The following is a 10,648-nucleotide window of genomic DNA, read 5'->3' on the forward strand; positions in this document are numbered from 1 at the left end:
ATGTCCGATGCACGTACCGTTACTGCGCTGCCGGCCTCTTCGGCCCCCCCGGCCGGCGATTCCTGGTCGCCGCTGCTGCGCTTTGCGGCCGGCGTGGGCCGCCGCCTGGTGCCCTGGCTGGTGCCGCTGGCGCTGATCGCCGTCTGGCAGGCCGCCTCGGCGTGGGGATGGCTGTCCACGCGGGTGCTGCCCGCTCCGCTGGATGTGCTGCGCGCCGCGCAGGCGCTGGCCGAGTCGGGAGAGCTGCTCAAGCATGTGCAGGTGAGCGCGGGCCGCGCGCTGGGTGGCCTGGCCATCGGCGGCGGGCTGGGGCTGGCGCTGGGCCTGCTCACGGGCTCGCTGCGCTGGGCGGAGACGCTGCTGGACTCCACCATCCAGATGGTGCGCAACATCCCCGCGCTGGCGCTGATTCCGCTGGTCATCCTGTGGTTCGGCATCGACGAGAGCGCCAAGCTGTTCCTGATCAGCGTCTCGGTGTTCTTTCCCATCTACCTGAACACCTTCCACGGCATACGCAATGTGGACCCCGCGCTGATCGAGATGGGGCGCAGCTACGGCCTCACGCGCTGGCAGCTGTACCGCGAGGTCATCCTGCCGGGCGCGCTGTCTTCCATCCTCGTCGGCCTGCGTTTTTCGCTGGGCCTGATGTGGGTGATCCTGATCGTGGCCGAGACCATTTCGGCGCAGTCGGGCATCGGCTACCTGACCATGAATGCCCGCGAGTTCCTGCAGACCGACGTGGTGCTGGTCGGCATCCTGCTGTACGCCCTGCTGGGCAAGCTGGCCGACTGGTTTGCGCGTGCGCTGGAGCACTGGTGGCTGCGCTGGCATCCGGGCTACCAGCCCAAGTGACACAAGGAGCACGACATGAGCCGATGGAACCGCATGAAGACCACGCTGGCGCAGGCCGTGGAGCTGAACACCACCGCGCCGGCGATGGCCTGGGAGGCCTCGTTCGATGCCGATGGCCTGGACGTCAGCGACCGCCTGGCCCAGAACGACGATGCGCCGCAGTCCGCATCCCCCCAATCCGCGCCGCGCCGCGGCGTGCGCCTGCAGGCCGGCGGGCTCACCAAGCGCTACGGCCCGCGCGAGGTGCTGCACGAAGTGCAGCTGCAGGTGGAGCCTGGCGAGTTTGTCGCCATCGTGGGCCGCAGCGGCTGCGGCAAGAGCACCTTGCTGCGCCTGGTGGCGGGGCTGGAGCAGGCCACGGCCGGCACCTTGCTGCTGGACGGCGAGCCCGCCCGCGCCGTGCAGGGCGCGCAGGGCGGCACGCGCATCATGTTCCAGGACGCGCGCCTGCTGCCCTGGCGGCGTGTGCTGGCCAATGTGACGCTGGGCCTGCCCGCCTCGGCCCAGGAGCGGGGCCGCGAGGTGCTGGCCCAGGTCGGCCTGGCAGATCGCGAGGGCGAATGGCCGGCGCGCCTGTCCGGCGGCCAGCGCCAGCGCGTGGCCCTGGCGCGCGCCCTGGTGCACCGCCCGCAACTGCTGCTGCTGGACGAGCCGCTGGGCGCGCTCGATGCGCTCACCCGCATAGAGATGCACCGCCTGATCGAAGGCCTGTGGCAGCGCCACGGCTTCACGGCGCTGCTGGTCACGCATGACGTGCAGGAGGCCGTGGCCCTGGCCGACCGCGTGGTGCTGATCGAGGACGGCCGCATTGCGCTGGACGAACGCATCGCCCTGCCACGGCCGCGCGTGCACGGCAGCGTGGCGCTGGCGGCCATCGAGCAGCGCATTCTCGACCGCGTGCTGCAAAAGCCCGCCGCCGAGCCCGAATCCAATCCGCTGACCGACACCACGGCCTGGCCCGGCGTACCGGCCCATGGCCTGCGCTGGGCGGTCTGACTTTTCGTTTTCCCCAACCTTCCTTTGATTCCTTTTGATCCCCAGGAGAAAAACATGTCCATTCAAGCCATCAACGTGCGCAACCAGTTCAAGGGCCAGGTGCGCGAAATCATCCGTGGTGACGTTGTCTCCGAAGTCGATGTGCAAACGCCCTGGGGCGTGGTCACTTCGGTGATCACCACGCGCTCGGTGGACGAGCTGGGCCTGGTCGTGGGCTCCGATGTGGTGGCCCTGGTCAAGTCCACCGAAGTGTCCATTGCCAAGCTCTGAGGCCAAGCTCTGAGGCCAAGCTCTGAGGCCAGGCACTGAAGGTGATGCCGATGCTCAACCGCCCCAGAGCATCGGCTTGTTGACCATGAGGTAGTAGGTCACGGCCATGGCGATGAAGGCCGGATAGCCCAGCGCCTCCCAGCGCCGGGCGTAGACGGCATACAGCGCGGGCAGGGCGGCCTGCGCTGCGTGCGCGCCGCGCGCCATGGCGGCCATGCGCACCTGCAGCCAGACCACGGGCAGCCAGCAGGCGCCGGCCAGCAGGTACAGGCCCAGCGACAGTGCCAGCCACGGCGTGGTCAACGGCCAGCCCGCCATGTGGGCCAGGGCAATGCCGCTCACAGGCTGTATGACCACGCAGGGCGTGGTGAACCACCAGTCCGCACGCACCACCAGGCGGCTGACCACGGCCTGGGCAGCGACGCTGCCGCTGCGGTTGGCGAAGAACATGTAGAAGGCCGAACCCAGGCCGGTGCCGACCAGCAGCACGCTGGACGCGATATGCAGCGTCTTGAGCAACAGGTAGAGATTCATGCGGACTCCTTGGACGTGACGGGCGCCGACATCAGGTGCAGCAGCATGGCTGCGATCGGCAGGTTCTTGAGCAGTGGACCCAGCGGATGCAGCCACAGCGTGGGCTGCAGCGCCGTGGCCAGCACGGTCATGGCGGCCATCAGCAGCAGGGCCGCCAGATAGCTCTTGCGGCCGGGCTGCAGCCACAGCGCCAGGCCCATGGCCAGGTCGGCGAGCAGGCCGCTCCAGATCAGGAATGTCTGCCAGCGCGCATCGTGGACGCCGGCATTGGCCAGCACCTGCACGCTCAGGCCCCGGTGGTCGATGGCACTGACCAGGGCCGTGCCCAGCCAGACGGCGATCAGGCTCAAGTGCATGGTGCGCAGCGGCGCTGGAACGGTGCGGGAGCGGCGCTCATCCATGGCGCAAGGTGGACAGCAGTTGGGAGGGCGCAATGCCGGGCCGGCCCAGCAGGCCTTGCAGGCCAGCCGGATCGGTGACGTTGTCGCTGGCCAGCAGTGCCAATGTCTCGCTGCACCAGGGTGAGGCGCTGACCCAGTCGCCAGCGCGTGCGCTGGCGCGGGTGATCCAGCCGGGCAGCGTGCCCACGCGGGCCGGCGCGCGGCCCATTTGCGCGCGCAGGCTGGCAATCAGCGCGGCCAGCGGCAAGGGCAGGGGGCCGCCGATCTCGATCATGCCCACGGGCTCGGGGCGCGTCACCAGGCCGGCCACGGCCTCGGCCAGCTCGCGCACGGCCACCGGCTGCACGCGGGCCTGCAGCACGGGGCGCGGCAGCAGCAGCGCCGGCAGGCGCGCCATGGACAGGAACATCTCGCTGCTGGCGCCGCCGGCGCCGAACACCACGCTGGGCCGCACCACGCAGCCTTGCAGATGGCCGGCTGCCGTGAGTGCCAGCAGGTGCTCGTCAGCGGTGCGCTTGGTGGTGGCGTAGCGCGTGGCACTGCCCTCTATGCCCAGGGCCGATATCTGCACCACGCGCCGCACGCCGGCCGCCGCGCAGGCATCGAACAGGGCAATGGGGGCCAGGGCATGCATGGCATCGATGGGCCGGGAGGCGCTGTCGCGCAGCACGCCCACGGCGTTGACCACGGCATCCACGCCCGCCAGGTGCGGCAGCCAGGCGTCGGGCGTGGTGGCCTTGGCGTAGTCGAGCGCAGGCAGGGAATGGCGGCTGCGCGCCACGGGATCATGGCCGGCCAGGGCCAGCAGGTTGACGATATGGCGGCCGATGAAGCCCGTGCCGCCGCAGACCAGGATGCGCATGGTGATCTCCAGTTTCTCTTGTGACGGAAATTTCAGGCTCGGCGTCCGCGCTTGACGCGGGTGTCAGCGGCCTCGGAGCGCACGAAGCGCTGCACGCTGGCGCCCAGGCGCAGCAGCTTGTCCAGCGTGGAGGGCGACAGCCGCAGCATTTCATCGGTCCAGATGCCCAGTGACTCCATGAGGCGCAGCGTCTCGTGTACGCGGTCCTGGGTGTCGGGGGATTCGGCGTCGAAGCCAGGCTCGGCGATCAGCTCGCGCAGCATCTCCGAGGTCGGGTCGAACTCGCGCTGCTTGCGCTCTCGCACGATGGTGCGCAGCAGCTCCCAGACATCGGACGAGGTCTCGAAGTAGTCGCGGCGGTCGCCGGGCTTGCGGCTGGTGCGGATCAGCTCCCAGCCTTGCAGTTCCTTGAGGCTGTTGCTCACGTTGGAGCGAGCGGCGCCCAGCGTGTCGGCAATCTCTTCCGCGTTGAGCGGGCGGCCATGGAAAAACAGCAGGGCGTGGATCTGGGCGACCGTGCGGTTCACTCCCCAGGAGCTGCCCATGTCGCCCCAATGGTGGATGAAACGGTGTGCGATGGGACTCAGTTGCATGGCCTCAGTGTCTGCAGGCCTGAAATTTCTGTCAAGAGAGAAATTTGAGAAAGCTGAAAAATCAAAACCGGCTGCAGCGCGGAGGCGGCACCTGGCGGGGCGCGGCATGTGCTGCTCCATAATGCTGGGCAGCCTGGCCTGCCACCCAGTACATACACAGGCGGGCCGCCGTTTTGAGGGGAACACCATGACTGCTGTGCAAAACCTGCGTGCCATCACCGTGCTGGCCGCCTGCGCGCTGGCGCAGGCCGCGTCTGCTGCCTGCTATTCCGTCTACACGCCCGAGCAGGAACTGATCTACCGCTCCAACCGCCCGCCGGTGGACCTGACCTTGCCGCTGCACCAGACCGTGGACAAGATCGAGCGCGGTGCCACCATGGTGTTCACGCTGGACGAATTCAACTGCATCACCGAAATCAACCTGCTGGCCGAACGCGAGCAACTGGCCCGGGCGCGTCAGGAGCGGCAGCGGGACCTGGGCCGCAGCAGCACTCCGCGGTCCTGAGAGGCAAAAGCGAGTTGGGGCTTTTTTGGGGAGCCGCCAACAGGGCAAGGGGAGAGCCTGAGACAATCGTGCCCCATGAGTGAACCCCGCGACAACAAGATCCCCGACAACCTGCCCGAAGCCGACATCGACGCCCCTGCACTGCCCGAAGGCTGGCTGCAGGTGCTGTCCATGGATATGGACGCCCAGGGCGTGGCCCGCAAGAGCGATGGCAAGGTGGTATTCATCGACGGCGCCCTGCCGACCGAACTGGTCAGCGCCAACACCCATCGCAAGAAAAACAACTGGGAAGCCGCCAGCCTGACGGCCATCCACCGCGAATCTTCCCAGCGCGTGCGCCCCGGCTGCCCGAATTTCGGTCTGCACGCCGGTGCCTGCGGCGGCTGCAAGATGCAGCATCTGCACGTGGGCGCCCAGGTGGCCATCAAGCAGCGCGTGCTGGAAGACAATCTCTGGCATCTGGCCAAGGTCAAGCCCGAGACGCTGCTGCGCCCCATCGAAGGTCCGTCCTGGGCCTACCGTTTCCGCTCGCGCCTGTCGGTGCGCTATGTGGCCAAGAAGGGCAAGGTGCTGGTAGGCTTTCACGAGCGCAAGAGCCGCTACATCGCCGACATGGAGACCTGCAAGATCCTGCCGCCCCATGTGGACGCCATGCTGCTGCCCATGCGCGCGCTGATCGCCTCCATGGATGCGCGCGAAACCTGCCCGCAGATCGAGGTCGCCTGCGGCGACTCCGTCACGGCCCTGGTGCTGCGCCATCTGGAGCCGCTGTCCGAGGACGACCAGGCCAGGCTGCGGGCCTTCGCAGTCGAGCACAACGTTCAGTGGTGGCTGCAGCCCAAGGGCCCGGACACCGTGCACCTCATGGAGCAGGGAGGCGCCCAGCTCGACTATGGCCTGCCTGATTTCGGCATCACCATGCCGTTCAAGCCCACGGACTTCACCCAGGTCAATCCGCACATCAACCGCGTGCTGGTCACGCGCGCGCTGCGCCTGTTGGATGTCAAGAAGGACGAGCGCGTGATCGACTGGTTCTGCGGTCTGGGCAACTTCACCCTTCCCCTGGCCACGCAGGCGCGCGAGGTGCTGGGCATCGAGGGCAGCGATACCCTGGTCAAGCGCTCCCATGAAAACTACGCGGCCAACAACGCACAGCGCGCAGAGGGCGACAAGCTCGCGCCCACGCGCTTTGTGGCGCGCAACCTGTTCGAGATGACGCCCGAGATGCTGTTTGCCGACGGCGTGGCCGGCAAGTGGCTGGTCGATCCGCCGCGTGAAGGCGCGTTTGCGCTGTCCAAGGCCCTGGCCGACATCCACCAGGCGCGCATCGGTGCAGAAGGCGCCGAGCCCCTGCCGGCGGGGCATGAGGCCTGGCGCTTTCCAGAGCGCATCGTCTATGTCAGCTGCAATCCCGCAACGCTGGCGCGCGATGCCGGACTTCTGGTGCATCTGGCCGGCTATCGCTGTGTGTCGGCAGGCGTGGTCAATATGTTCCCGCACACGGCCCACGTGGAGAGCATGGCGGTGTTCGAGCGCTGCGCAGACTGACGACCTGGCTGCCCGTGCCATGAAAAAAGCCGTGGAGCCCTCGGGCGGCCACGGCTTTTTAATGGGCGAACCCAGATCTCAGATCTCAGATCCGGATCCCAAAAGGGGTCAGCTGCGATTGCGGCCTGAGGTCGGCTCGGCAGGCGCCTCGTCCTTGTCGCTGCGGCGGCGGTCGCTCTGGCCCAGGACCGAAGGCGTGCCCTCCATCTTGTTGGCGCGCATGTACTCGTCCATATCCTTCCAGCCTGCAAACACCAGGGCCTTGGACGATTTGGGGTTGAGCGTGTAGCAATCCTCCAGCCCGCGCAGGGCATGGCGGCACGCCCCGCCGATGGCCTTGGCCTCAGCCTCCTTGGCGACGGTGCGGGGGTCCGGTCCCAGGCCCGGAATATCATCCAGCTTGCAGCCGGCGAGCAGCGTGGGCAGCAGCAGGATGGCGAAGGTGCGGGGAAGATTAGGCATGGTCATCTTGACGAGATTATCGGCAGGCGCTGGAAGAAGTTGAGTCCGCTTTGCACAAATGATGATCCCGGACATGCAAAAGGCCTCCCGAAGAAGGCCTTTGGTGTGCAGCAGGGAAGGCGAAGCCTTCCGCATGCGGCATCAGTCGCGTTCGCCGCCCATGATGCCCAGCAGGGCCAGCAGGCTCTGGAACACGTTGAACAGGTCCAGGTAAAGGGCCAGCGTGGCGCTGATGTAGTTGGTCTCGCCGCCGTCCATGATCTGCTTGAGGTCATAGAGCATGTAGGCGCTGAAGATGCCGATGGCCGCCACCGAGATCGCCATCATGCCGGCCGTGGAGCCGATGAAGACGTTGATGATGGAGCCCACGAACAGCACCAGCACGCCGACGAACAGGAACTTGCCCATGCCCGACAGGTCGCGCTTGATCACCGTGGCCAGCGAGGCCATGACCAGGAACACGCCGGCCGTGCCTGCAAAGGCGGTCATGATCAGCTCGGAGCCGTTCTTGAAACCCAGGATCATGCCGATCATGCGCGACAGCATCAGGCCCATGAAGAACGTGAAGCCCAGGAGCACGGGAATGCCGGCTGCCGAGTGCTTTGTCTTCTCGATGGCGAACATGAAGCCGAAGGCGCCGCCCAGGAAGACGATCAGCCCCAATCCGCCGCTCAGCGAGCGCGTGATGCCCGTGGCCACGCCCAGCCAAGCGCCCAGCACGGTGGGGAGAAGACTCAGGGCCAGCAGCCAGTAGGTGTTGCGCAATACGCGATTGCGCTCTTGCTGCGAGACACCGTAGCCCGCAGAGCCCAGTGTGGTGACTTGATCATTCATGTGGCCAGTCCTCCGAAGGAGTGTTGTTGCGACTTGCCCATTCTAGGTGGCGGCTTGCGCGCGACTTGCAATACCCCGAGCCGCCGCCATGGTTTGGTTTCGAATGTTTTGTTCTGCGCATGCATTGTCAGTCCTCACATGATTGCTATGCTTATAGGACATTTGTGATGGAATGGATAATTGGAATCTTATGAAGACCAAGCATGAACTCGAACTGGCCGACGTGAAGGCCATTGCCGCCGCCGCAGAAGCCGAGGCGCTGAAGAACAATTGGGCCGTGACCATTGCCATCGTCGATGACGGCGGCCACCTGCTGTGGCTGCAGCGCCTGGATGGCGCCGCCGCCGTGTCGGCCCACATCGCTCCGTCCAAGGCCCGCTCGGCGGCCCTGGGCCGCCGCGATACCAAGGGCTATGAAGACATGATCAACAACGGCCGCACGGCCTTCCTGAGCGCGCCTACGCTGGACGGCCTGCTCGAAGGTGGCGTGGCCATCATGAAGGACGGCCAATGCCTGGGCGCCGTGGGCGTCAGCGGCGTCAAGGCCAGCGAGGATGCGCAGGTCGCCAGCGCCGGCATTGCTGCTCTGGGCCTGTAGTAGCTGCGATAGCCCCTGGTGCACCCATGCTGCATGAATCGGTCCCTGGGGACTGATCCATGGAGCCAAGAAAAAGCCCCTGTGCCGATGCCCAGGGGCTTTTTCTTTGGTCAATCTGCGCTGCAGCGCGAGGAAAAAAAGCTTGGCTACGCAAAATCCGGAAATTTTGTTGGCTGGCTAATCGACCTCTGAGACTGGAAGTCCCAAGGTCGCCCCACGATGAAACGAAGAAGCCGTCGGTCGGGCATTGGCCGACCGGCGGCCGGAATCTTGCTTACTTGGTCAGGATGAGCTTGCCCAGCTTGGTGGCCTGCAGGCGGTAGGGGGTGCCGTTGTGCACGATGGTCACAGCCTTTTGTCCATTGAGCAGCAAGGTGCTGTCGAGTCCGCTGGCGGCCCCGGTCAGGGCTGCAGATGCTGCGGCCTGCAGCGCTGCAAAGGCCTGGGCGTTGGAGTTGCCGGACAGATGCGAGGTGGCGGCGGAAGTGGCAGACATGCAGGGAATTCCTCAAAAATTGGAAAGTTTTGTGAATGATAACAATTCTCAATTGAAAAGCAAGTGAGACTTACTCGCATTGTGGTTTCTGGGACCGGTCCTATCCCTGCAACTTGGCGCACTGCCTGTGCCCGGAAATGGAAAACGGCCCCGAAGGGCCGTTGTCGTTGATCGCCAGGCAAGGAGGGCCTCCTGCCACGGCCTACTTGGCCGGGTCCGTCACGAAGCCGATCTTGCGCACGCCTGCACGCTGTGCGGCGGCCATGGCCTGGGCCACGCGCTCGTAGCGCACTTCCTTGTCACCCTGAATGTGCAGGTCAGGTTGCGGCTCCTTGGCCGCCTCGGCCTTGAGGTTCTCCTCGAACTGCATATCGCTGACGGCAACGCCATTCCAGTGGTACTGGCCATCGGCGGAGACAGCCAGGCGCACGGTGGCGGGTTTGACGTCCTCGGGCTGGTTGGTGGCGCGGGGCAGGTCCACGTTCACCGAATGCTTCATCACCGGCACGGTGATGATGAAGATGATCAGGAGCACCAGCATGACGTCGACCAGCGGCGTCATGTTGATCTCGTTCATCACCTCTTCGCCGTCATCGTCCATTGTTCCGAATGCCATGGCTTACGCGCCTTTCTTCAGCGGCAGCACATTGCCGGCTTCCTTGCCGTCGATGGACACGCGGGCGCCGGTCACGAAGTAGGCGTGCATGTCGTGGGCAAAGCTGTTGAGGGCGTTGAGGATGGACTTGTTGCCACGCACCACGGCGTTGTAGCCGAGCACGGCTGGAATCGCCACGGCCAGACCCAGAGCGGTCATGATCAGCGCTTCACCGATGGGGCCCGCAACCTTGTCGATCGAGGACTGGCCGGACAGGCCGATGGCGACCAGCGCGTGGTAGATGCCCCAGACGGTGCCGAACAGGCCGATGAAGGGAGCGGTCGAGCCCACGGAAGCCAGGATGGCCAGGCCCGATTGCAGGCGGGCCGTGAATTCGCTGATGCCGTTGCGCATGCAGCGGGTCACCCAGTCGCTGATGTCCAGCGTGTCATGCAGGTGGGCGCTGGTCTTGCGGTGGTGGGCGGTGGCTTCGCGGCCTTCGAGCACCAGGTAGCGGAAGGGGTTGGAGCGGTCATCGCCCAGCTTTTCCAGGCCGCTGGCCAGGTCGGGGCTGTGCCAGAAGTCCTGGGCGTTGCGCGCCAGCTTCTTGAATTTCACGATGTCCAGGGCCTTGATGATCATCACGAGCCAAGAGGCCACCGACATGGCCAGCAGGATGATGGCGACGGCACGGGTGACGAAGTCTCCCTGCGTCCAGACGTGGGCAATGCCGAATTGGGAATCCATGGATACTCCTGAGAATCAATTGAGGGTGAATTTGACCGGGACGGTGACCCACATGGGGGTTGGCGTGCCGTTGCTCTTGCCGGGGACGAATTTCCAGTTCTTGACGCCGTCCACGGCCTGCTGGTCCAGACGGTCGTAGCCGCTGGATTTGCTGACCTCGATCTTTTGAGGCAGGCCTTGCGCGTCCACGAAGATGCGCAGCGTGACCGTTCCCTGTTCCCCCATGCGCCTGCTGATGGCGGGGTAGTTGGGGGCCGGGTTGTTGAGGTAGGCCGCATTGTTGGACGGCAATTCGATCTTGGGCGGAGCCGGTGGTGCCGGGGGAGCGGGAGGCGCTGGCGGCGCAGGAGGGGCG

General features: G+C 65.8%; 16 protein-coding genes. 6 read left to right on the plus strand and 10 right to left on the minus strand.

Translation table 11 applies throughout. From position 1 onward, the window contains the following. The 3 genes from ssuC to A9976_RS15480 are packed head-to-tail and all read left to right on the plus strand — an operon-like array spanning position 1 to position 2,118. Entirely contained in the window at positions 1–852 is an 852-nt protein-coding gene (gene ssuC / locus A9976_RS15470; RefSeq protein ID WP_034395338.1) for an aliphatic sulfonate ABC transporter permease SsuC, read from the plus strand. A gap of 15 nt (positions 853–867) precedes the next feature. Continuing rightward, the gene (locus tag A9976_RS15475) at positions 868–1,848 is read left to right on the plus strand and encodes an ATP-binding cassette domain-containing protein (protein ID WP_183019757.1); all 981 of its coding nucleotides are present in this window, start codon (positions 868–870) and stop codon (positions 1,846–1,848) included. Between the two features lie 54 nt (positions 1,849–1,902). After that, the gene (locus tag A9976_RS15480) at positions 1,903–2,118 is read left to right on the plus strand and encodes a molybdopterin-binding protein (protein ID WP_012206434.1); all 216 of its coding nucleotides are present in this window, start codon (positions 1,903–1,905) and stop codon (positions 2,116–2,118) included. 54 nt (positions 2,119–2,172) lie between these two features. Here the strand turns inward: A9976_RS15480 and A9976_RS15485 are convergent, their stop codons facing one another. The 4 genes from A9976_RS15485 to A9976_RS15500 are packed head-to-tail and all read right to left on the minus strand — an operon-like array spanning position 2,173 to position 4,508. Further along, complete coding sequence (locus tag A9976_RS15485; RefSeq protein ID WP_012206433.1) at positions 2,173–2,652, minus strand: DUF2269 domain-containing protein; 480 nt, start codon at positions 2,650–2,652, stop codon at positions 2,173–2,175. Continuing rightward, the gene (locus A9976_RS15490) at positions 2,649–3,053 is read right to left on the minus strand and encodes a DoxX-like family protein (RefSeq protein WP_183019758.1); all 405 of its coding nucleotides are present in this window, start codon (positions 3,051–3,053) and stop codon (positions 2,649–2,651) included. The genes A9976_RS15485 and A9976_RS15490 overlap by 4 nt, the downstream gene beginning before the upstream one ends. Next, complete coding sequence (locus tag A9976_RS15495; protein ID WP_183019759.1) at positions 3,046–3,915, minus strand: NAD-dependent epimerase/dehydratase family protein; 870 nt, start codon at positions 3,913–3,915, stop codon at positions 3,046–3,048. The genes A9976_RS15490 and A9976_RS15495 overlap by 8 nt, the downstream gene beginning before the upstream one ends. A 32-nt stretch (positions 3,916–3,947) precedes the next feature. After that, positions 3,948–4,508 carry a GbsR/MarR family transcriptional regulator gene (locus tag A9976_RS15500; protein WP_123695221.1) on the minus strand — a complete coding sequence of 187 codons (561 nt, stop codon included), beginning with the start codon at positions 4,506–4,508 and terminating at the stop codon, positions 3,948–3,950. Between the two features lie 187 nt (positions 4,509–4,695). Here A9976_RS15500 and A9976_RS15505 point away from each other — a divergent pair, with 187 nt between their 5' ends. Both A9976_RS15505 and rlmD read left to right on the plus strand, forming a co-directional pair. Continuing rightward, on the plus strand, positions 4,696–5,013 hold the full coding sequence (locus A9976_RS15505) for a hypothetical protein (RefSeq protein WP_013801667.1): 318 nt from the start codon (positions 4,696–4,698) through the stop codon (positions 5,011–5,013). Between the two features lie 75 nt (positions 5,014–5,088). Further along, positions 5,089–6,561 (plus strand): 23S rRNA (uracil(1939)-C(5))-methyltransferase RlmD, encoded by a 1,473-nt coding sequence (gene rlmD / locus A9976_RS15510; RefSeq protein ID WP_034395354.1) that lies wholly within the window; start codon positions 5,089–5,091, stop codon positions 6,559–6,561. A gap of 108 nt (positions 6,562–6,669) precedes the next feature. Here the strand turns inward: rlmD and A9976_RS15515 are convergent, their stop codons facing one another. Further along, positions 6,670–7,098 carry a hypothetical protein gene (locus A9976_RS15515; protein ID WP_183019760.1) on the minus strand — a complete coding sequence of 143 codons (429 nt, stop codon included), beginning with the start codon at positions 7,096–7,098 and terminating at the stop codon, positions 6,670–6,672. A 66-nt stretch (positions 7,099–7,164) separates the two neighbouring features. Next, positions 7,165–7,857, minus strand: coding sequence for a Bax inhibitor-1/YccA family protein (locus A9976_RS15520; protein ID WP_012206426.1), 693 nt, complete (start codon positions 7,855–7,857; stop codon positions 7,165–7,167). Positions 7,858–8,047: 190 nt separating this feature from the next. Between A9976_RS15520 and A9976_RS15525 the strand changes: the two genes are divergently transcribed. Continuing rightward, positions 8,048–8,455, plus strand: a complete 408-nt coding sequence (locus A9976_RS15525; RefSeq protein WP_183019761.1) for a heme-binding protein — start codon at positions 8,048–8,050, stop codon at positions 8,453–8,455. Between the two features lie 274 nt (positions 8,456–8,729). On the opposite strand, the gene hemP is transcribed toward A9976_RS15525, so the two are convergent. The 4 genes from hemP to A9976_RS15545 all read right to left on the minus strand — a co-directional run. Beyond that, on the minus strand, positions 8,730–8,951 hold the full coding sequence (gene hemP, locus A9976_RS15530) for a hemin uptake protein HemP (protein ID WP_012206424.1): 222 nt from the start codon (positions 8,949–8,951) through the stop codon (positions 8,730–8,732). Positions 8,952–9,153: 202 nt separating this feature from the next. Further along, positions 9,154–9,567, minus strand: a complete 414-nt coding sequence (locus A9976_RS15535; RefSeq protein ID WP_183019762.1) for a biopolymer transporter ExbD — start codon at positions 9,565–9,567, stop codon at positions 9,154–9,156. 3 nt (positions 9,568–9,570) lie between these two features. After that, complete coding sequence (locus tag A9976_RS15540; RefSeq protein ID WP_012206422.1) at positions 9,571–10,293, minus strand: MotA/TolQ/ExbB proton channel family protein; 723 nt, start codon at positions 10,291–10,293, stop codon at positions 9,571–9,573. A gap of 15 nt (positions 10,294–10,308) precedes the next feature. Further along, a partial coding sequence (locus A9976_RS15545; RefSeq protein WP_183019763.1) for an energy transducer TonB occupies positions 10,309–10,648 on the minus strand: 340 nt, incomplete at its 5' end.

Source organism: Delftia sp. UME58, from assembly GCF_014170385.1.
GTDB classification, from domain to species: Bacteria; Pseudomonadota; Gammaproteobacteria; order Burkholderiales; family Burkholderiaceae_C; genus Comamonas; species Comamonas acidovorans.

Coding starts and splice junctions, on each gene's coding strand:
- rlmD (WP_034395354.1), top strand. CDS start 5,089: ATGAGTGAACCCCGCGACAACAAGATCCCCGACAACCTGCCCGAAGCC.
- A9976_RS15485 (WP_012206433.1), bottom strand. CDS start 2,652: ATGAATCTCTACCTGTTGCTCAAGACGCTGCATATCGCGTCCAGCGTG.
- A9976_RS15515 (WP_183019760.1), bottom strand. CDS start 7,098: ATGTCCGGGATCATCATTTGTGCAAAGCGGACTCAACTTCTTCCAGCG.
- A9976_RS15540 (WP_012206422.1), bottom strand. CDS start 10,293: ATGGATTCCCAATTCGGCATTGCCCACGTCTGGACGCAGGGAGACTTC.
- A9976_RS15480 (WP_012206434.1), top strand. CDS start 1,903: ATGTCCATTCAAGCCATCAACGTGCGCAACCAGTTCAAGGGCCAGGTG.
- A9976_RS15500 (WP_123695221.1), bottom strand. CDS start 4,508: ATGCAACTGAGTCCCATCGCACACCGTTTCATCCACCATTGGGGCGAC.
- A9976_RS15520 (WP_012206426.1), bottom strand. CDS start 7,857: ATGAATGATCAAGTCACCACACTGGGCTCTGCGGGCTACGGTGTCTCG.
- A9976_RS15495 (WP_183019759.1), bottom strand. CDS start 3,915: ATGCGCATCCTGGTCTGCGGCGGCACGGGCTTCATCGGCCGCCATATC.
- A9976_RS15475 (WP_183019757.1), top strand. CDS start 868: ATGAGCCGATGGAACCGCATGAAGACCACGCTGGCGCAGGCCGTGGAG.
- A9976_RS15535 (WP_183019762.1), bottom strand. CDS start 9,567: ATGGCATTCGGAACAATGGACGATGACGGCGAAGAGGTGATGAACGAG.
- A9976_RS15505 (WP_013801667.1), top strand. CDS start 4,696: ATGACTGCTGTGCAAAACCTGCGTGCCATCACCGTGCTGGCCGCCTGC.
- A9976_RS15490 (WP_183019758.1), bottom strand. CDS start 3,053: ATGGATGAGCGCCGCTCCCGCACCGTTCCAGCGCCGCTGCGCACCATG.
- hemP (WP_012206424.1), bottom strand. CDS start 8,951: ATGTCTGCCACTTCCGCCGCCACCTCGCATCTGTCCGGCAACTCCAAC.
- ssuC (WP_034395338.1), top strand. CDS start 1: ATGTCCGATGCACGTACCGTTACTGCGCTGCCGGCCTCTTCGGCCCCC.
- A9976_RS15525 (WP_183019761.1), top strand. CDS start 8,048: ATGAAGACCAAGCATGAACTCGAACTGGCCGACGTGAAGGCCATTGCC.